Below are 18,647 nucleotides of genomic sequence, written 5' to 3' on the forward strand. Positions count from 1 at the left end.
GCGAGGGAAATGCGCCAGCCGGAGGTGTTGTCCGGGATGTCCACGTAGTAATAGGCCACCTCCCGGGCAGGAAGGTTGGAGACGGTTGCGGAGCCTCCATTGAACGGGATGGCCTGCGGTTCGAGGCCCATGCCGGTGCCGACGGCGGTGCTGGAGAAGGTGAAGGAGCTGCTCTCGCTTTGGCTGTTATTGAAGAAGCCGACATAGTAGGTGCCGGGTTCGAGAGGTTGGCCCAGGGCGGCCCAGAGCCCATATTTTTCATTGTACTGGCTGCCGTCGGAAGAATAGTCATGGCCGGACCAGTCCTCAGTGGAGATGACCCACTGGGCCCCGGAGTCCCAGTTGGTTCCGCCCCAATAGGGATACCTTGCACCACCCCACCCAGACTGCGTGGTGAAGGAAGCGCCTTCTGGAACTTGGTCGCGCCGCACGACCATGGTGGGTTCGTATCCGCTCCAGTTCTCGACCCGGAGTTGCCAGCCGAGGATGTCCTGTCCGCCGATTTGGGCAGGAACGGTGACTCGGAAAAACTGCCAGCGATTGGGAGGCAGGTTGGACACGGTTTCGCTGGGGCCATCGATGAGAACATTTTCCGCCAGAACGTGGCCTGATTTCAGGGTGAAAGCCCCTAATGCCTCCGCTTGTTGGCGGACTCCGACATACCAGATGTCTGATTCGTGCCCGAGATCCTGAAGGAAGCCCCGAGTGGAAGATTTGTCATTCTGTTGCCGTTCGTAAATGTCGTCATTGCCATCCTCGCGGTAGTCCCAGCGTCCGGGAACAAAGTTCCGTCGAATCGCAATCTCGGTGCCGGGCGCTTGGTTTTCGAGTTCCAGAAGCCAACTGGGAGAGCCGAGTTGCGGTTCGCCTACGTTGGTGACCGCGAAGTAGCGCCAGCCGGCACGATTGGGATCGTTGTTGGCCACCTGGTAGAACGAGTGTTGCGGGGAGAGCGGATTGTAGCTGGCGGTGGCGTAGTCGATGGGGGTGATGACGGGTTCGCCGTTAGAGAGGGTCCCGGAAAAGGCGTCGTCCGACCAAGTGGTGATGAACCAGCTTCCATCGCTGAGATTGGGGGGAACGATGCTCACACTGTCGGTCACGGTGGGGCTGGCGACTTCAGAAAAGGCATCGTTGTTGAAGGGATTGGGAACAAAGTCCCGGCGAATGGCGACCTGAGGATCTCCGCTAGATGGCGCGACGCCCACTTCCCACGCAATCCGATCCACGGGAACTTGCACCCGATAGGTTTTGAAGTGAAATCCGTCACCCACCGGAACCGGTTGATCACCACCGAAGCTGATATCGGTCACCGTTTGCTGGCGGGAATCAAGCTGGAAGGTTTGTCCGATTTCTCCGAAAACACCGACATAGTAGAAATCACCGCCCCCGGGGCTGAGGTAGTCGGGAACGAGAAGACCCTGCCCGTTGCGACGACGGTCGTAGTAGCTCGTGCTGGAAAGGTGGGGCGCGAGTCCCTTGCGCACGTAAAAATTGTGGTTCCAGGTGGTGGAGCCATCGGCTTGTTGCAACCAAAGCCTCCAAGCCAATGCTTGGGAAGGAATGGAAGTGCGAAAGAAGCGGGCCCCTTCGGATGGAATGCTGGTCAAGCCGCTGCCACTGGAGGCATCAGGCGCAAGAGAGCCCAAGTCGTCAACGAAGATATCTCCGGCCACGAGCGAGAAGGCGGCGCCGGGATCGGCGTCGACCAGAAGATACCAAATGTCTCCCGCTCCGCTGGTGGACGAGAGTTGGCGGGTGAAGCCATCGCTGCCGGGTGTTTCGGAGGACTCGGTGTTCGAAGTAGTGGTTGGGGCAGAATTTTCGAGAGCGTAGAGATGTGCTTCGCCCGAGGTGACATTCAGGATGGTCCGCCACACTCCCAGATCGGGCGCTTCGGTGACGATTTTGTAGTAGTGTCGTCCCCCAGAAGGGCTGCTGGCAGAGTGAATGGAGCTTCCCCCGGGAGCCGAGCCATCATCCCAGGAAAGGGTTTCTTCATAAAAGACCCCGTGTGAGGTGATGGTGAAGTTGGTATTTCCAGTGGCACTCGCGGGAAGGTGAACGCCGGCGTGGAAGGTCCGGTCCGAGCCTTGCTTGCTGATGACGAAAACTTGGTCCGTGTCCCGGTCCAACGAGCGGTCAGAGAAGGAGTTGGTGGTCGGGTTGCCATTTTGAAGGAGATAGAGATCGACATCTTCGGCCCCGCTTCCGGTCAAGCTCACGCGCAAGCCCTCGGAATCGGCAGGGATGGTGATTTCGAAATAGGCCCATTCGCCAGGCTCCAGGCTGCCGTTTGAGGTTCCGTCAGAGTAATCCAAGATAGGGTTTTGGGAATACAAGGTCGAAACCGAGAGGAAAAATAGCGTGAAAATTAACAGAACAAAATTATTCATCGATGTTTATCTTAATTATAATATAGGTTTTGTATTTATTATAACACCTTGTCAAGAGGATACTCTTTTTCTGAGATTCAAGGTCATCCAGCCAGGGAGAGGAGTTCGTTGCGATAGGCGGCACTGACCATCGCTCCGTTAGGTTCATTTCTTTTGTTGCCTGCACTCCACCCCGAGAGTTATTCCAGCTTCAGCCGCGTAAGCTCCCTGACGATGTTGTTTCTCCGCAAGGGGCTTTCCGATTTCTTCAATCATCTCACCCTCAAAGAAAACAAACTGGAAGGCCAGGCCCGGGGGCAGCCTTTCATGCGCGTGAGGAGGCATTGGCTGAACTCCACGGGATCGAACAGGGAGAAGAGGTTGATCAGCGTCTGGGTGACGGGAAAGTCGTTGATTAGAGCAATGTGTTCTTTGAGCCCTCTCCGAGAAGACTGCCCCCCTCAAACCAGTGCGGTGACAGGGAGGAAAATCATCTCGCCGAAAGGGTTTTTGATCTGTCCACCGATGCGGAGGTCTTCGATGATGGCGAAGTGCTCGAAACCCATGTTTCAGATGCTCAGGAAAGGGCAAGGTTCCTGTCAAATTTTTCTCTAGCGGATGACCGCACCAACGCCTCGTTGGCTTCTCGCACAACAGTTGCCGACGAGGCATTGGCGTTCCGACAACTTACCGAAACTGCTTCTGCTCGGGGCGGTATTCGTAGCCGCCTTTCGCCAGTCGTTCATGAAGCGCTTGTTCCTCCAGATTATGGGTCGCACAGAGGTCGGCGAGACTGCTGGCATGATTGCGCAGCTCGGTATTGACCAGGCCCACGAGAAGATGCGGATCCATGCGCTCGAAGTTGCTCAAGTTCATGCCCCGGTGATGGCAAAAAAAAGGACGGCCCGCGAGCCGTCCTTTCGTTCTGAAGTTCCTTTTTTGCGCTCTTCCTAGAAGTGCAGCGCATGCCCGTCAGCATCGAGGGTGGCCTCGTGAATGGCCTCCGCGATGGTGGGGTGGGCATGGATAGTGCCGTGAATCTCGTCGGTGGTGAGCTCCATCTCCAGCGCCAGACCCATCTCGGCGATGAGGTCGGTGGCGTTCTCGCCAATGATGTGCGCGCCGAGGAGTTCCCCGTGCTCTTTGCCGTAGAGAAGCTTGACGAAGCCTTCGGTTTCGCCAATGGCCTGTGCCTTGCCGAGAGCCTGGTAAGGGAACTTGCCGACTTTGTAGTCGATGCCCTCTTCCTTGAGCGCCTGTTCGGTTTTGCCCACCGAAGCCACTTCGGGGTGACAATAGGTGCAGCCGGGGAAGTTGCCCACCCGCTTGGGCTGGAAGCCTTCCACAAAGATGCCGTCGACACATTGGATGGCCTCATACATGCCGGTGTGCGCCAGCCAGGGAGGCCCATCGATGTCGCCGATGGCGTAGACATTGGGCAGATTGGTGGTGTAGCGCTCGTCGGTCTTGACGAAGCCGCGGTCGTCGAGCGCGGGCTCGGTGCCTCCGGGCAGGACCGGGGCCACGCCAATGGCCACCAGACAGGTGTCGGCGGTCAGCTCCTGGGTGCCCTTCTTGTTTTCCACCGTCAGAGTCACACTGTCGCCGTTGTTCTTGAACTCGGTGACTTTGGTGTCGGTGAGGCAGTTGATGCCCAGCTTCTTGTAGGACTTCTGGAGAGCCTTGCCCACTTCCTCGTCCTCAACGGGAAGGATGTTGGGAAGCATCTCGACCAAAGTGACTTCGGTGCCAAAGGCGTTGTAGACGTAGGCAAATTCCACTCCGATGGCACCCGCGCCGATGATGAGCATGGACTTGGGGCGCTCCTCGGTGATCATGGCGTGCTTGGAAGACAGCACGGTCTTGCCGTCGAAAGGAAGGGGTGGCAGTTCGCGGGGCTTGCAGCCGGTCGCGATGATGATGTTCTTGGCCTCGTGGACCTCCTTGTTGCCATCCTTGTCGGTCACGCCCACTTTGCCTTCGCCCTCGATGGAGCCAAAGCCTTTCAGGTAGTCGACCTTGTTCTTCTTGAAAAGAAACTCCACCCCGCCAGCGAGGCGGTCGGCCACCTTGCGGGAACGACCCACGACCTTGCCCCAGTCGAAGTTGAGGTTATCAAAAGAGATGCCGAACTCGTCTGCCTGATGCTGGAGCTGGTGGTAGAGGTGGGCGTTTTTGAGAAGGGCTTTGGTAGGAATGCAACCCCAGTTCAGGCAAGTGCCGCCGGGACGTTCGACCTCCACACAGGCCACCTTCTTGCCCAACTGTCCCGCGCGAATGGCCGCAATGTAGCCGGCCGGGCCTCCACCAATCACAATCAAATCATACATAATCAGAAGCTTTCTTTTTCAGTCTTTAAGGTTTCGTTTTTGAACTAGTAGGGCATCGGAAAGGCTTCATTGAAGGCGAAGACGCGGCTCTGGATGTCCGCCAACTTGCTTTCGTCGTCCTTGCTGGTGAGAGCCTCATAAATCAGGTCGGCCACTTTTTCAACATCCGCCTCCTTCATCCCCCGCGTGGTCACCGCCGGAGTGCCGATGCGAATGCCGCTGGGCTTCATCGGACTTCCGGTGTCAAAGGGAATGGCGTTTTTGTTTACTGTTATCCCTACTTTGTCAAGAGTGATGCTCGCTTCGTTGCCATTGATGCCGATGGGGCGCAGATCCACCATGAAGACATGGTTGTCGGAACCACCGGAAACGATGCGCAGGCCGTGCTCAGCCAGGCGACCGGCGAGGGCGCGGGAGTTCTTGACCACCTGCTCCTGATAGGCCTTGAAGCCAGGCTTGAGGCATTCCCCGAAGCAAACGGCCTTGGCCGCGATGACGTGCATGAGGGGGCCCCCCTGCACGCCGGGGAAGACCCGGCCATCGATCTTCTTGGCATGCTCTTCCTTGCACAAAATGAGGCCACCCCGGGGTCCGCGCAGGGACTTGTGGGTGGTGGAGGTGACGAAGTCGGCATGCGGGACGGGATTGGGATGAATGCCCGCCGCCACGAGACCGGCGATGTGCGCCATGTCCACCATCAGGTAAGCGCCCACGCTCTTCGCAATCCGGGCCATGCGCTCGAAGTCGATGACCCGGGAATAGGCGCTCGCTCCACTGGTGATGAGCTTGGGCTGGCACTCCTTCGCCAGCGCCTCCAAGGCATCGTAGTCAATGGTTTCCTCGTCCTCGGTCACGCCGTAGTGGACGACATCGTAGAGACGACCGGAGAAGTTGGCCGGGTGCCCGTGGGTGAGGTGACCGCCGTGGGCCAGGTCCATGGTCAGGATGCGATCGCCGGGCTTGAGCACCGAGAAGTAGACCGCGGTATTGGCCTGGCTACCGGAGTGGGGCTGCACGTTGACGTGCTCCGCCCCGAAGATTTCCTTGGCCCGCTCGATGGCAAGGGTCTCGATCTTGTCGACCTCTTCACAACCCCCATACCAACGCTTGCCCGGATAGCCCTCGGCATACTTGTTGGTGAGAACCGAGCCCTGCGCCTCCATCACCGCCGGACTGGCGAAGTTCTCGGAGGCAATCAGCTCCACGTGGGAGCGCTGCCGATCGTGCTCCCCTTGAATGATGTCGTAAACCTTGCCATCCGTGACCGCGAGACGGCTGCCCGAGCCCTTGATGAGACGGCGCTCGTGACGACCACCCTCGAAATCCGTTTTCAAAAAAGCCAAGGCCATCTCCACCGCCTGCTCAGGGGTGGCGCTCATCGAGCCAAGGCAAAGAACATTGGCGTCATTGTGCGAGCGGGTCAAGGTGGCTTCCTCGACATCATTGACCTTGGCGGCGCGGATGCCCGGCCAACGATTGGCGCTGATGGACATGCCGATCCCGCTCTTGCAAACGAGAATTCCGAAATCGAAGCGATAATTGGTGATGGCCCGGCAGACCTCGTTGGAAAAGTCCGAATAATCCACGGAGTCCGTCTCATTGGGACCAAAGTCCTGCACCGTGCAGCCGGCTTCCTCGAGAGCCGCGCGCAGGGCGGATTTGATTTCCAAGCCTCCATGATCGGCCCCCAGGGCCACTCTGATATTCGGGAATGTTGCCTCGCTCATAGAATCGACAATTCGTCTCCCCTTCCCTGCCCCGTAGCGACCGGAAAGGCAACCGCGAAAACCAGAAAGAGAGACTCTTTTCCCGTCGCCGAGCGGAGTGCCCTCACCACGAAAAAGCGCACGGAGAAACCTCCGCACGCTTTTTCTCAAATGAACAAATCAGAACTCGAACTCCTCAGGCGCGGCGGCGGCGAGCCACCAGGCCGAGGCCGAGCAATCCCAAAATCGCCGTCGAGGGCTCGGGGATGGGTGTGACCTCGGTAAGTGTGATGTCTGAAAACGACATCACCGCAGTATCTCCATCCGCCCCTGCGTTCAACAACGCAATATTCGCCAATGAAGACATGTCGAATTCCATTTCGAGATTCGGAGAGTCAGAATCGACCTCAAAAGTGAAGGATACTTCCTGAGGACTGTTGTTAAGCAGGTTGATATCAAGCAGACCGAGAAGATCGATAGTGGATGTGTAAGCACCGCCGCTTCCCGAAATTGTGAGAGTCGGACCACTTCCCAAGACACTGGTAATATCGAGGAGAGAAGCTCCTTTCGTCATCATGAAGCTCACCTCCCACTCCTGCCCGGCGGTAACCGGAGCTGCAACTGTCGCCGTAGAATTCCAATCGGACAAAACCTGCAACCCGGTCCCACTCGCCACCAAGTCGGCCACGACACCATCAACTGCTTCGCCCACTGAGCCCACTCCAAGAAACCCTAGAACAGTACCCACGAGGGATCCGCTCAAAAGGGTACTGATTTCCTGGTTCCGCCCAAATACCAGGGAACTTCCGGTAGTTTCGGCGTAGGTAGAAATCCCGACGTGGGCAACATCGACGTTCCCAACAGGAAATCCCAGATTGACGCCGGCATTCACCCCCACTGCGCCCCCAGCCGAATGCGACCAGCCCATGAACCCCGAGGAACCTCCTACAATATCAGGAACATTATTCACCGTCAGGAGACCTGCAGTGCTGGGCTGCGCTCTCAAACCCGAAGGCTCAAAAAAGCCCGGAATTGCTCCTTGTCCCTGCGCCGAAATAGTCATTCCTGCGCTAACCCCAATCAATACAAACTGTTGAAATGTCATAGCGGTTAAAAAGCTAGATAAACACACTCCCCATGTCGACAAAAAAGGCACCACCCCAACTATCATTAAGCTCATCTCTAGAATCTAAGAAAAAAATACACGGCATTTCATGCTAACTCTAAGTAAAATACGAAACAAACTCGTATATTTTATAAAATTCGCCATTTCCGCAAATAATCCAATGTAATGAAACCCATTAACATTAAGCTACTTGCGAGCAAGTAAATCAGAACTAACTTAGAACAAATCAGCTGCAGCATTAGGCCCAATTTCGTTCTATCCAAGCTTAAGCCCGGTCTTCTCTAACTGACCCTTTTTTAAAAAGTTACTGCTTTCAGGCCAAATTTACCCTAGAGTGCCGTGCGGAAGAGTCAGAACATTTATCGACAGAACAATGTCCACTCAACTTACCTAGAAAAAGAAAGTAAGGACGAAAACAGAAATTAAAATTACCCCTTACTGATTATCTATTTAAAATACATTTTTCTATATTTTATTAAAACAGGGATTTCTCTGAGCCTAGCTGACAATCTCGTAACAAACACTCCCACCCAATAATCGTAAAAAACAATTATAAATTAAAATGCCGATTGTGATTTAGGAGCATAAGTCCAGCAATGAGAATCAGAAAGGCCTGTCCACCAGGGCCCACTCCTAAAAAATTCACTGACAGCCCTTGGAGGCTGCTTCATTATCTCACGGAACTTTTTTCTAACCCCGCTTTTCAGCAGCAGTGAGGGCCCCCATCAGGCCCTCGATAGAGGCCTCCAGCTCGCGGGCCACCTGGTCGTAGGCCTCTTTCCCGCAGCCAAAGGGGTCGCTGATGTCCTTGCCCACTTCGCCATCGATTTCGGCAAACTCAGCCACCAAGTAATACTTTTCTTCGTGCTCGGGGAACATCTGGCGGAGGATTTGCAGATGACTGCGGGTGAGACAGAAGACGTGGCTGGCCCGGGCTAAAATTTCTTCGCTGACCGGCCGGCTCCCGAAGCCTTCGAGCGAAATGCCCTTTTGCGCCAGAATCTCCACCGTTTCCCGACTAGCGGGGCTACCGGGATAGGCCGAGACTCCGGCCGAGGAAACGCGATAGCCTTTCCCCTCCGCCGCCTGGCGAAAAAGTCCCTCCGCCATCGGACTACGGCAGGTGTTGCCTGTGCACACAAAGAGAATATCAAGGTCGGCCATCGCGGAAGACCTTACCCCATTTTCGCGACAGCCAAACCCTTTTTCTTGCGAGAGATACGATTGATCCCGTCGCCCAGCAACGTAGAGTGAACTCCAGACTCTTTCTCATGAAAATTGCCAAAATCATCGTCTCCCTCGTTCTTGTCTACTTCATGACCCTGCAGTTCAATGACGCCCAGCAGTATGGCAATCACGATGCCTGGTTCTGGATCTTTTTCTACCTGGCCGCCGCCCTGCTCACTGCGGCCATGGTCAAGTGGCAGCAGCCGCCTTGGCTTCTACCGGGCATCATCGGCTTCTGCCTCGGTTCGGCGCTCTTCCGCATGCAAGACGAAGTGGGTAATTTCGACTTCACCGCTCCCTTCCGGGCCACCGCCATTCCGTCCCAAATGAACAAAGCCACTCAACAGCCGAACGAAATCGACGCCCTCCTTGTGGTGGGTATCTGGTTCGGAGTGGTGGCTTATTGCGAAAAACGGCAAAGAACGGCCTGAGGGGAGAAACTCCCCCGGCCTCGTGGCTACCGCCGCAGGAGCCGCCCCAGCGGGCTAGAGAGGAAGATCGTAACTCCGGCCGTCCTTGCCCTCGAAGTAATTGATGTAAGCGGCATTGGCCACCGCCACCCCTCCTTGGGTGGGGTAGTCACCCGTGAAATACCAATCGCCGGATTGCTCGTCGATGGATTGGTGGAGATTGTCGATGGTCTGGTAGATCACCTCGATTTCCCCATGCCAATCAATGTCTTCCGGGGTAACCAGGCTCGCCACTTCGGCGGAAATCTCCTCATCGCTGAGGCCCTCGTAGATCATCTTGACCGCGTTCTCCCGTTCCTGAGCGGGCTTGGCCAACTCGGCTTTGCACGCTTGGTAGGTTTCCTCAAAAACCGCAGCCTCGCCTCGTTTTTTGCGCAAGCTCTCCGCTGCCCGAAAGGCGATGAACTTACCCATTTCCGACATATCGATGCCGTAACAGTCGGGGTAGCGGATCTGGGGGGCGGTCGAACAAATGACGATTTTCTTCGGCTTGGTGCGCGCTAGGATCTTGAGAATGGACTTCTTGAGAGTGGTTCCGCGCACGATGGAGTCATCAAGCACCACGAGGGAATCCTCCTTGCCGACCAAGCCATAGGTGATGTCGTAGACGTGGGAAACCAACTGGGCGCGTCCTTTTTCCTGGGAGATGAAGGTGCGCATCTTGATGTCCTTGTGGGCAACCTTCTCCCCCCGGGGCCAATTGGTCATGATGAGCTCGTCGAGGAGGGCATCGGTCACCCGGCCTTCTTTGGCAGCGGCGGCGATGCGTTGTTTGACTTGCTCACGGCGATAGAGCCGCAATCCGTCCATGAGGCCGTAGTAGGCGGTCTCGGCGGTGTTGGGTATGAAGGAAAAGACCGCTTTCTCGAAATTGTCCCCGATGCTCTCGACCACCTGGGGCACGAGAGCCGCGCCCATCCGCTTGCGCTCCTTGTAGATGCTGGGATCATTTCCTCGGGAAAAATAGATGCGCTCGAAGGAGCAGGGCGAGGGCGTTTCTCCCTGGTGATAGCTGGCTTGCGCCATCTGCCCTTCACTATTGACGGTGATGACCGCGCCGGGTGGCACTTCCGCAACCTCCTCTTGCTCGGATTCAAACACGGTCATGAGAGGAACTCTCTCGCTGGCAAAGGCGATCACCTCATCGTCCTGATACATGAAACAAGGGCGGATACCGCGCGGATCGCGGGTCACAAAGAGGTCGCCATTGCCCACCACCCCGGCGATGGTGTAGCCACCGTCCCAGTATTCCGCTGATTCTGCCACGATCTTGCTGATGTCCAGCTCGGCGGCAATCTTGTCCTGGCGGGTCTGGCCATCATCATCGTTGTCGCGCAGACTGCGATAGATGTCGCTGTGAGCCTCATCGAGATGAAACCCGATTTCCTCCAAAACCGTCTGGGTATCAGTCCCGAATACCGGATGCTGCCCCCGTTCGATCAGCTTGCGGTTCAGCTCCCCGGCATTGGTCATGTTGAAGTTGCCCAGCACGAGGAGAGTGCGGGTGGGCCAGTTGCTGCGGCGGAGGTAGGGATGGCACGAGCCTTCGCTGAATTCACCGGAAGTGCCGTAGCGAAGGTGGCCCATGAGAATTTCCCCGCCGAAGTCGAACTTATTCTTGATGGACGCCGGATCCTCCCGGGAGAGGATGCCATTGCGTTCCATCTTGTTGAAGGACTTCATTTCGCGGCGAAACATGCCCGCCAAAGAATCCTTCTTGGCGTCGCGCCGACGAAAGATGTAGGGAGCGCCCAAGGGCATCCCCAACTTCATGGAGCCCATGCCCACCCCATCGTGGCCACGGTTGTGCTGTTTCTCCATCAGGAGCATCAGCTTGTTGAAGCCCCACAGCGCGGTGCCGTATTTGTCGTAGTAATATTGCAGGGGCTTGCGGAGGCGCACCACGGCCACCCCGCACTCGTGTTTCAGAAAATCGCTCAAGGGTCTCTCGAATTGGGTTTACACTCGGGGCCGCACTCTACGCTACTTTGACTGAAACGCCATCGCCCGCGCGGACGCGGCCGATCTCCACTCCCCCGGGGCCAGCGGCAAGAACTTTTTCCACCTCTTCGGGGGACACGATCGCCACCCAGCCCAGTCCCATATTGAAAGTGTGGAAGCGATCCTCGGCATCCACACTTTGCAAGACTTTCTGGCACACCGCATTATCCCAATGAGGAATAGTCAGGTCCGCTCCCAGTCCCTGGAAAAGACGTTCCAGATTCTCCGGCAGGCCACCACCCGTGATGTGGGCCATGGCCTTGGGCCGCACACCCGCATCGCGAATCCCCTTCACGACATCGTAGTAGAGCCGCGTGGGAGCCAACATCTCACGCTCTTCCTCTTCGCTGAACTCGCCCGGCCGGGAAGCCAACACCTTGCGCACGAGGCTAAAACCATTGGCGTGAAAACTATCGGAGCGATAACCGACGAGAACGTCCCCTTCCGCGATTGTGGTCGGATCAATCAAAGCGGGTTTTTCCACCGCGCCAATGCAGAAGCCGGAAAGCTCGACGACATCCTCGGGAACGATGCCGGGCATTTCCGCAGTCTCCCCCCCGGCTAGAATACAACCGCATTCCTCCAGATAGTCTGCCATTCCCGCGATAAGCCGCGCCAACTTCGCCTCATCGAGCTTGGCGATACCAAGGTAGTCGAGGAAAAGGAGAGGATCTCCCCCTGTGGTGAGGATGTCATTGACCGACATCGCCACCAGATCCTTGCCGGCCACTTCCAGCATATCATGCTTCAGCAGGAGCTCCAATTTGGTGCCCACCCCATCACAACCGGTGACGAGCACAGGCTGCTGGTAATCGCTTAAGTCATAGGCGGCGGCGAACAACCCAAAGGCTCCGTAGAGCTGGCGTTGCTGCTGCGTCCGTTTCACATGAGCGCTGATGTCGCCCACGAATGCCGCCGCCCTGCGCGTATCCACGCCCGAATCCTTGTAAGTCAGTTCGCCTGCCATCGAGGTCGGCAGCATGGAAACCGAATCCGCCGCTGTCACCCCTTTTTCGCGATCAATCGCCCTTCCCAGCCAAAAAATTGAGGCAGAAAAACGAAAACCTGCGGTGGTGATTTCTCGTTTAGGAGGGTAGTAAGGACTTTCACAATGATTCCCACCGAGCACGACGACCCCATTAACGCCCGTATTCTCTCTGTTTCCGAAGACCTGGTTTCCGGATTCCAGCGCCAACCCTTCGAGGTCATCGCCGAGCAAACCGGCGTTGAGCTGCCCCTCGTTCTCGAACGCATCCGCGCCATGCTGGAAGCCGGCGTCATCCGCCGGGTGCGCCAGACCCTCCTCGCCACCAAGCTAGCCCATGGCGCTCTCGTCGCTTGGCGAGTGCCGGAGGAAAAGCTCAGCGCCATCTTCGACTACCTGTTCCAGCATGACCCCTTTTCCGGTCATGTCGTGACGCGCTCCACCGACCAGCAGGTCTCGGGCTCGGGCTACCGCCTCTGGACCACGCTGAAGGTCCCCCAAGGGGAATCCCTCGACCATCATGCCAGCGTGCTGCAAGAGATCGTCGGGGCCGAAGAATACATTCTCATGCCGGCCAAAGGAGTCTTCGCCCTTGGGGTAGGCCACGTGCGCCGCAAAGGCCTCGAGCCCGGCGCAAAGGTCGCGGAACCCGCCGAGATGATGACCACCACCACCGTCGAGCTCACTGAGGAGGAGTGGAAGGTGCTGCTCTCGCTCAAAGAAGAACTGACTCCGGAGGAAATCATCTCCAACTGCTGGGACCAACGCGCCCGGAAGGCGGGGGTGAGCCTGGAGCGATTCTTCGAGGTGGCCGAAGACCTCAATGCCAAGAAAGTGATCGGCCGCTTCTCCACGTTTCTCGAGCACGTGAAGCCGTCGGAAACCGGCAAAAAGGTCACCCGCTTCAACGGGCTTTTCCACTGGGCGGTGCCCCAAGGGATGGAGCAGCAGGCGGGCGCTGAGGTGGGCCGCCACCACTGCATGACGCACGCCTACTGGCGGGAAGGCGGCCCCAAGTTCGGCAACGTCAATATCATGGGCGTGGTCCATGGCACCGAGAAGGACAAGGTCATGGAACACAAGGCGGCCATTGATCGACACTTGGAAGCCTGCGGCATCCCGGTGAGCTACACCAATGTCTTCTGGGGTGGTCGGTCCGAAATCAAGCCCTCCGAGATTTCTCCCGAGATCTACGCCGCTTGGCACGCCAATCCCCCCGCCTTCGAGGCCTGATTTTGCTCCCCGCCAGCCACTTGCCGGGGGCCTACCGCACAACCGCGCGCTGCAGTTCGGCCACAAAGATCTCCTCCCAGCTTTCCAAGCTGCGCGAGGCCAGCCACCCCACGGCCACGCAGATCGGTTGCGGATCAGGGTCTATTTTTACGAGACTCACCGTGGAAGGCAGGCTCGTTCCTTCCGCGACGAAGGCCATGCCCAATCCCGCAATGAGCCCCATGCGCAGACTCTCGATGCCGTCAAACTCCCCCGCCACTTTGGCATTGAGCCCATACTCGGCAAAGTAGTCGGTAACCGCCCGCCAGTAGTTGGGATAATCGATACGGGAGAGTAATAAAAGTCGCTCCCCATCGAGATCGGCCGCCTTCAAGCGACGTCTTTTCTCGTAGCGATGGCCTGCAGGCACCGCAACCCGCAAGTGGCGCTGGCGGAGCGTTTGCCAATGGATGTCGGCATCCTCAGTGGCCACTTCCAAAATCAAATCGAGCTCTCCCTGGCGCAATCCCTGCCACAGCTCTTCCGAAGTGGAATCGTGTAGCCGCACCCTCACCTGGGGATGCATCTGGCAAAAAACGGACATCGCCTGTTCGATGAGGCCTCCGGCCAGACTGGGGGCATAGCCGACCCGCAGCTCCGCCCCCGCCAGCTCCTGACGCAGGCGCCTTTCCCCCGCCTCTATGGCCTTGAGGATCCGCCGTCCCTCCCGCAGAACCACCTCCCCTTCTCTCGTCAAAGTGACCGCTTTGCCCGTCCGCGCCAACAACTCCCAGCCCATCTCTTCTTCAAAAGCCCGCACCTGCCGACTCAACGCCGGCTGGGTGAGATGCAATTCCCGCGCCGCCTCCGAGATATTGCTCTTCTCGGCCACCGCCACGAAGTAGCGCAACTTCCGCACATCCATAGTGCCAGCTCTAGCCTAGCCTCAAGGAATACTCAAGCCTGCCTTTTAAGCAGACTCAGGCAAAGAAGACCGCATTGGCGGAAAACTCGCCTCTCCGCTATCTCTTGGTCATGCAAACGAACGCATCGACCACCCCTGAAATTTTCCTCCGCCGCGCCAACGAGCGCTTCCATACCGAGATCGGCTGGCTCGACTCTTGGCACACCTTTTCCTTTGGCGAGCACTACCATCCCGAAATGGCGGGCTTCCGCAGCCTCCGCGTGATTAATGACGACATCATTGCTCCCGGACAAGGCTTCGGCACTCACCCCCATGCCTCGATGGAAATCTTCACCTACGTCATTGCTGGCGAGCTGGAGCACAAGGACTCCATGGGCAATGGCCGCATCATTAAAGCAGGAGAATTCCAATACATGTCGGCGGGATCCGGGGTCACCCACTCCGAATTCAATCCTTCCGCAGAAAAACCAGTGCATCTCCTACAAATCTGGATCACCCCAGCCGCGCCCGGTGGTGAGCCCCGCTACGCCGATTTCGACACCAAGCCCCTGCGCCAGGAAAACGGCCTCACCCTGCTGGCCTCCCCAAGCGGGGCCGGTTCGTCCTTCGCCATCCGGCAACACGCCGAGATCCACTTTGGCCACCTCTCCCAAGGTGCCCAGCTATCCCCCGACAGCCCCTTCAGCCACCACTTTCTTCATCTCATCAAGGGCGAAATAAAAATCGCGGACCAAACCCTCCGGGCTGGTGATGCCGCTGCCTTTGGCGCTAGCCTTCCGATCAGGGCGACAGAAGACAGTGAGTTCCTCTTCTTCGCTCTTTCTTAAACATCCACGACCCCACCAAAATACTCAAATGAAACACCTCCCTAACATCGCCGCCACCCTCTTGGGTCTGGCTTTCCTCACTTTCGGTTTGGATTTCTTCCTCTCTTTCATCCCCAAGCCGGAAGGAGGACCGCCAGAGGGCTCTCCCCCCGCTCTCTTCTTCGGAGCAGTCTATGCCACCGGATTTCTCGCTTTTGTCAAAATTCTGGAAATTCTCGGCGGCGTTTTCGTCATCATTCCGAAAACGCGCAATCTCGGCTTGCTTCTCCTCGGGCCCATCGTAGTGGGCATCCTCGCCTTCAACCTCTTCATTGCTGGCGGATCAGCCATCTTCCAGCCTCCCGTCATCCTCATCTCACTTCTAGCTGCTTACGTGCTCTTCACCAAACGTGCCTCTTGGCTCACTCTCCTGAAAAACGAATCATAAAAACCAAGTCCCAAACATGAAATTGAAACAGAACATTATCCTCGCAAGCAGCTTGTCGCTCTTTGCACTCGCTTCCTGCAAAAATCCCGCCGATGCCACCACCGACGCGGAAGTGAAAGAAGCCGCTCCCGCTGCCGAATCAACCGGAGGCACAACCTATGAATTCACCGACGCTTCCACTATCGGCTTCGTTGGTTCCAAAGTCACCGGCAGTCATGAAGGCGGCTTCAAGGAGTTCTCCGGCCACTTCATCGTGAAAGATGGCGAGCCCCAGGCTGGCGAGTTCACCATCCAGATGGACTCCGTCTGGTCCGATGCCGATAAGCTCACCGAACACCTCAAGAACGATGATTTCTTTGATGTGCCCAACTTCCCCGAGTCCCAATTCGTGGTGACCGGCTTCGAGAAAAAGTCGGAGTCCAGCTATGATGTCTCTGGCAACCTCACCCTTCACGGCGTGACCAAGAATTTGACTTTTCCCACTACGGTGGAGGTCAACGACGAGCTCATCACCGTCTCTGCCGAGTTCGATATCGACCGCAACGAGTTCGGGGTCGATTTCGAAGGTAAAAAAGATGATCTCATCCGCAAGGAAGTGATCATCAAGTTCGAACTGGAGGCAAAAGCCGCGTCTTAACCTGCCAAAAAACCTCGCCTAACAACCAAGATCGCGTAGAGTGGTGATCATGTCTGAAAATATTGTCACCTTGGATAAAAATGAAGCCAGCCGTTCTCTCAAGACCCTTGCAGACCGCCTCAACCGGGTGGAGGGAGAGCTGGATTTGGAATGCACCAATCTGCGCGGTTTGGTGAAGTCGAAAGATCCTCAAATCAACGAACAACTCGATTCCCTGAGCCGCAGCATCAGTGAGCTGCACGAAAGCCTCGCCGAAGTGCGCACCCTTCTCGGCGGTCTGCCCTGTGACAATGCCGAGGTTGCGGCTGCCACCCAAGAGGCCGTGCAGCGGCCCACCAAACGACCCAAGGAGGACCTCGGTCTGACCGCCCAGCAGATCGGCCGCCAGCGTCATGATGAGAAAGTGACATTGAGCGGAATCTTTCGCGCCCTCCTGATGGCCGATGAGCCAGAGCAGCGCGCCCATTACCGCAATACCCACCAAGACTAAATAATTTCCCTTTCTCCCCACCATGTCCTCCGTCCTCCTCGATGTCCGCCTCGCCGATGATTACGAAGCCCGGCACCTCGCTGGCGCGGTGAATCAACCCGTCTTCGAAGTGCAATTTCCGGACGAGATCCAGAAGCGCTTCCCGGACCGCGAGACCGCCTTTCGGGTCTACGGCGCGGACGGCACTTCCTTGGAGGCCGAGATGGCAGCCGAGAAATTGCGTCGCCTCGGCTACAAGGAGGTCACCCTCGTCGAAGGGGGCTTGGCGGGACGCGAACAGGCAGGCGACGCCGTCGAGACCGGCACGCCCCTCCCGACTCCCCCGCAGGCACCGGAAGGCCGGCAAGCTCTCGATTTGGAAGCTTCGCAAGTCCACTGGACGGGCCGCAATCTCCTCAATGCCCATCATGGCAGCGTCGCTATTGCGGAGGGCTTCTTGGAATTCTCGGGAGGAGCCTTGACCGGAGGTGATATCCTCCTCGACCTCGCCCGCATGGACTGTTTCGACCTCGCTGGCGGCCCCATGCACGACGTCCTCATCGCCCACCTCCACAACGACGACTTCCTTGATTTGGAGAAGTTTCCCAACGCAAGGCTCAAAATCACGGGCTGCCGGGAAATCAGCAGTCACCCGGGCGCGGTGAATCACGAAATCGCCGCCGAACTCACCCTCAAAGGCGTGACCCACCCCCTCACCTTTCCTGCCAGCTGCGGGATCACCCCCGAAGGACAAGCCGCCGCGCAAGCGACCTTCAGCCTCGACCGCACCCGCTGGGGCATCAACTACGGCTCCGGCAAGCTCTTCCACCGTCTCGCCGGACACCTCGTCAACGACGAGATCGAGTTTCAGGTCAAAATCGTGACCCTTGCTCCCGACGGACAGGGCCAATGAGCTTTAGAAAGCGCGCCAAAGGAGCAGTCCGGCGAGCAAAAAGAGCCCCAAGCCAAAGACGAGGTCGGCCCATTTCCCATGGGCCCGGTAAACGCCACGGACCTTGGCATTCTGGAGAAAAACCACCCATAGCCCCCAGAGAACCAGCCCCTCGCCCACGATGGTGCCCCAGAGCAGCAGAGGCCACCAGAAGCCGCGCTCTTCCCTCAAAAAAACAGTGGTGAGCCCGGCAAAGAAGATAACCACCTTGGGATTGAGCACATTGCAGAGCAGTCCTTGCTGAAAAAAGGAGCCTTTGCGGGCGGGCTCTTCTATTCGGATCGCCCCGTAATAGGCCATGAAGAAGACTGAAATCATCTGCCACCCCAACCAGCTAAGGTAAGCGGCTGCGGCCACGCTCAAGCCCTTTTCCCACCAGCCTCCCTGCGTCAAAAGAACGGACACTCCTCCGATGGCAAGAGCCGCATGCAGCGCCAACCCCATCACGATTCCCACAACCACGAGCCACCCTTCCCGGAGCCCTTCCTTGAGCGCGGTGCGGGTGAGGAGAATCATATCCGGCCCGGGGCTGAATTGCCCCACCGCCATCACGCCCGCAAAAAGCGCCCACTCCGCCAACCAGCTCATCGCCTCGATCAATTATTCAACTTGGCCGCCCGGATGTAATTCACCACCGCCGCTTCCTCCGAGAGCGAGAGCCCGGCGTTGCCCGCCATCCCCGCCACCACGGGATGCCACTGGCCCAAGAGTTCCCCCTGGGGCAGCTGGGCCTCGTGACATTCGAGGCATTTGCGGCTGAAGACCCAATAACCCTCCCCCATTTGATCAAGGGAGATGCCCGCCTTGGCAGCCAGCCGGGGACGGGGCAACGGCATCCCCTTCTCGTCAAGGCCAGTCGGACCACAGGCCGCCAGCAGGAATGCGACCAGCAAAAAAAGAAGGCAAAAGGACTTCACGACCCCCTCTTAACAAGGCCCGGGAGGAGAGACGAACACCGATTTTGTCTTCTCAAACACA

The 18,647-nt window shown here is 57.5% G+C and carries 17 protein-coding genes and 1 pseudogene; 7 read left to right on the forward strand and 11 right to left on the reverse strand.

All coding sequences use genetic code 11. The features are described 5' to 3' along the window. From JIN78_RS13975 to JIN78_RS14005, 6 genes and pseudogenes are all read right to left on the reverse strand, one after another. A pseudogene (locus JIN78_RS13975) lies at positions 1–2,321 on the reverse strand (hypothetical protein); the annotation flags it as partial. 741 nt (positions 2,322–3,062) lie between these two features. Further along, positions 3,063–3,251: a DUF4250 domain-containing protein gene (locus JIN78_RS13980; protein ID WP_200392604.1), complete on the reverse strand. Its 189-nt coding sequence runs from the start codon at positions 3,249–3,251 to the stop codon at positions 3,063–3,065. 74 nt (positions 3,252–3,325) lie between these two features. Then, positions 3,326–4,705 carry a dihydrolipoyl dehydrogenase gene (lpdA, locus tag JIN78_RS13985; protein ID WP_234037998.1) on the reverse strand — a complete coding sequence of 460 codons (1,380 nt, stop codon included), beginning with the start codon at positions 4,703–4,705 and terminating at the stop codon, positions 3,326–3,328. 44 nt (positions 4,706–4,749) lie between these two features. Continuing rightward, entirely contained in the window at positions 4,750–6,432 is a 1,683-nt protein-coding gene (locus JIN78_RS13990) for a serine hydroxymethyltransferase (RefSeq protein WP_200392605.1), read from the reverse strand. A gap of 175 nt (positions 6,433–6,607) precedes the next feature. Beyond that, on the reverse strand, positions 6,608–7,516 hold the full coding sequence (locus JIN78_RS17350; RefSeq protein WP_234037999.1) for a PEP-CTERM sorting domain-containing protein: 909 nt from the start codon (positions 7,514–7,516) through the stop codon (positions 6,608–6,610). Positions 7,517–8,227: 711 nt separating this feature from the next. After that, entirely contained in the window at positions 8,228–8,701 is a 474-nt protein-coding gene (locus JIN78_RS14005) for a low molecular weight protein arginine phosphatase (protein WP_200392608.1), read from the reverse strand. Positions 8,702–8,808: 107 nt separating this feature from the next. On the opposite strand from JIN78_RS14005, the gene JIN78_RS14010 reads away from it, so the two are divergent. Then, positions 8,809–9,195 carry a hypothetical protein gene (locus JIN78_RS14010; RefSeq protein WP_200392609.1) on the forward strand — a complete coding sequence of 129 codons (387 nt, stop codon included), beginning with the start codon at positions 8,809–8,811 and terminating at the stop codon, positions 9,193–9,195. Positions 9,196–9,249: 54 nt separating this feature from the next. On the opposite strand, the gene JIN78_RS14015 is transcribed toward JIN78_RS14010, so the two are convergent. Both JIN78_RS14015 and purM read right to left on the reverse strand, forming a co-directional pair. Further along, positions 9,250–11,175: an amidophosphoribosyltransferase gene (locus JIN78_RS14015; RefSeq protein WP_200392610.1), complete on the reverse strand. Its 1,926-nt coding sequence runs from the start codon at positions 11,173–11,175 to the stop codon at positions 9,250–9,252. Positions 11,176–11,212: 37 nt separating this feature from the next. Then, on the reverse strand, positions 11,213–12,241 hold the full coding sequence (gene purM / locus JIN78_RS14020; RefSeq protein ID WP_307833008.1) for a phosphoribosylformylglycinamidine cyclo-ligase: 1,029 nt from the start codon (positions 12,239–12,241) through the stop codon (positions 11,213–11,215). 105 nt (positions 12,242–12,346) lie between these two features. Between purM and JIN78_RS14025 the strand changes: the two genes are divergently transcribed. Then, positions 12,347–13,453 carry an Lrp/AsnC family transcriptional regulator gene (locus JIN78_RS14025; RefSeq protein WP_200392611.1) on the forward strand — a complete coding sequence of 369 codons (1,107 nt, stop codon included), beginning with the start codon at positions 12,347–12,349 and terminating at the stop codon, positions 13,451–13,453. Between the two features lie 31 nt (positions 13,454–13,484). Here JIN78_RS14025 and JIN78_RS14030 read toward each other — a convergent pair whose 3' ends face one another. Continuing rightward, the gene (locus JIN78_RS14030) at positions 13,485–14,357 is read right to left on the reverse strand and encodes a LysR family transcriptional regulator (RefSeq protein ID WP_200392612.1); all 873 of its coding nucleotides are present in this window, start codon (positions 14,355–14,357) and stop codon (positions 13,485–13,487) included. A gap of 110 nt (positions 14,358–14,467) precedes the next feature. On the opposite strand from JIN78_RS14030, the gene JIN78_RS14035 reads away from it, so the two are divergent. From JIN78_RS14035 to JIN78_RS14055, 5 genes are read left to right on the forward strand one after another with little or no spacing between them, the layout of a single operon-like run. Next, positions 14,468–15,184 (forward strand): pirin family protein, encoded by a 717-nt coding sequence (locus JIN78_RS14035; protein ID WP_200392613.1) that lies wholly within the window; start codon positions 14,468–14,470, stop codon positions 15,182–15,184. A 28-nt stretch (positions 15,185–15,212) separates the two neighbouring features. Next, entirely contained in the window at positions 15,213–15,611 is a 399-nt protein-coding gene (locus JIN78_RS14040; RefSeq protein WP_200392614.1) for a hypothetical protein, read from the forward strand. A 16-nt stretch (positions 15,612–15,627) separates the two neighbouring features. Beyond that, complete coding sequence (locus JIN78_RS14045) at positions 15,628–16,248, forward strand: YceI family protein (protein WP_200392615.1); 621 nt, start codon at positions 15,628–15,630, stop codon at positions 16,246–16,248. Positions 16,249–16,297: 49 nt separating this feature from the next. Then, the gene (locus tag JIN78_RS14050) at positions 16,298–16,738 is read left to right on the forward strand and encodes a hypothetical protein (protein ID WP_200392616.1); all 441 of its coding nucleotides are present in this window, start codon (positions 16,298–16,300) and stop codon (positions 16,736–16,738) included. Positions 16,739–16,760: 22 nt separating this feature from the next. Further along, positions 16,761–17,630, forward strand: coding sequence for a YceI family protein (locus JIN78_RS14055; protein WP_200392617.1), 870 nt, complete (start codon positions 16,761–16,763; stop codon positions 17,628–17,630). Positions 17,631–17,633: 3 nt separating this feature from the next. On the opposite strand, the gene JIN78_RS14060 is transcribed toward JIN78_RS14055, so the two are convergent. Together JIN78_RS14060 and JIN78_RS14065 are read right to left on the reverse strand one after the other, a co-directional pair. Beyond that, positions 17,634–18,257: a LysE family translocator gene (locus tag JIN78_RS14060; RefSeq protein ID WP_200392618.1), complete on the reverse strand. Its 624-nt coding sequence runs from the start codon at positions 18,255–18,257 to the stop codon at positions 17,634–17,636. An 8-nt stretch (positions 18,258–18,265) separates the two neighbouring features. Next, a complete protein-coding gene (locus JIN78_RS14065; protein WP_200392619.1) occupies positions 18,266–18,586 on the reverse strand; it encodes a hypothetical protein in 321 nt (106 codons plus the stop codon). Positions 18,587–18,647 lie beyond the last annotated feature (61 nt).

Origin of the sequence: Roseibacillus ishigakijimensis (genome assembly GCF_016595415.1) — a bacterium.
In the GTDB taxonomy this organism is placed as follows: domain Bacteria; phylum Verrucomicrobiota; class Verrucomicrobiia; order Verrucomicrobiales; family Akkermansiaceae; genus Roseibacillus; species Roseibacillus ishigakijimensis.

Excerpts from the sequence above, each read along its gene's own strand:
- JIN78_RS13980 (WP_200392604.1), bottom strand. The coding sequence starts at position 3,251 with ATGAACTTGAGCAACTTCGAGCGCATGGATCCGCATCTTCTCGTGGGC.
- JIN78_RS14030 (WP_200392612.1), bottom strand. The coding sequence starts at position 14,357 with ATGGATGTGCGGAAGTTGCGCTACTTCGTGGCGGTGGCCGAGAAGAGC.
- JIN78_RS14060 (WP_200392618.1), bottom strand. The coding sequence starts at position 18,257 with ATGAGCTGGTTGGCGGAGTGGGCGCTTTTTGCGGGCGTGATGGCGGTG.
- JIN78_RS14010 (WP_200392609.1), top strand. The coding sequence starts at position 8,809 with ATGAAAATTGCCAAAATCATCGTCTCCCTCGTTCTTGTCTACTTCATG.
- JIN78_RS14045 (WP_200392615.1), top strand. The coding sequence starts at position 15,628 with ATGAAATTGAAACAGAACATTATCCTCGCAAGCAGCTTGTCGCTCTTT.
- JIN78_RS17350 (WP_234037999.1), bottom strand. The coding sequence starts at position 7,516 with ATGACATTTCAACAGTTTGTATTGATTGGGGTTAGCGCAGGAATGACT.
- JIN78_RS14035 (WP_200392613.1), top strand. The coding sequence starts at position 14,468 with ATGCAAACGAACGCATCGACCACCCCTGAAATTTTCCTCCGCCGCGCC.
- lpdA (WP_234037998.1), bottom strand. The coding sequence starts at position 4,705 with ATGTATGATTTGATTGTGATTGGTGGAGGCCCGGCCGGCTACATTGCG.
- JIN78_RS14040 (WP_200392614.1), top strand. The coding sequence starts at position 15,213 with ATGAAACACCTCCCTAACATCGCCGCCACCCTCTTGGGTCTGGCTTTC.
- JIN78_RS14005 (WP_200392608.1), bottom strand. The coding sequence starts at position 8,701 with ATGGCCGACCTTGATATTCTCTTTGTGTGCACAGGCAACACCTGCCGT.
- JIN78_RS14025 (WP_200392611.1), top strand. The coding sequence starts at position 12,347 with ATGATTCCCACCGAGCACGACGACCCCATTAACGCCCGTATTCTCTCT.
- JIN78_RS14055 (WP_200392617.1), top strand. The coding sequence starts at position 16,761 with ATGTCCTCCGTCCTCCTCGATGTCCGCCTCGCCGATGATTACGAAGCC.
- JIN78_RS13990 (WP_200392605.1), bottom strand. The coding sequence starts at position 6,432 with ATGAGCGAGGCAACATTCCCGAATATCAGAGTGGCCCTGGGGGCCGAT.
- JIN78_RS14050 (WP_200392616.1), top strand. The coding sequence starts at position 16,298 with ATGTCTGAAAATATTGTCACCTTGGATAAAAATGAAGCCAGCCGTTCT.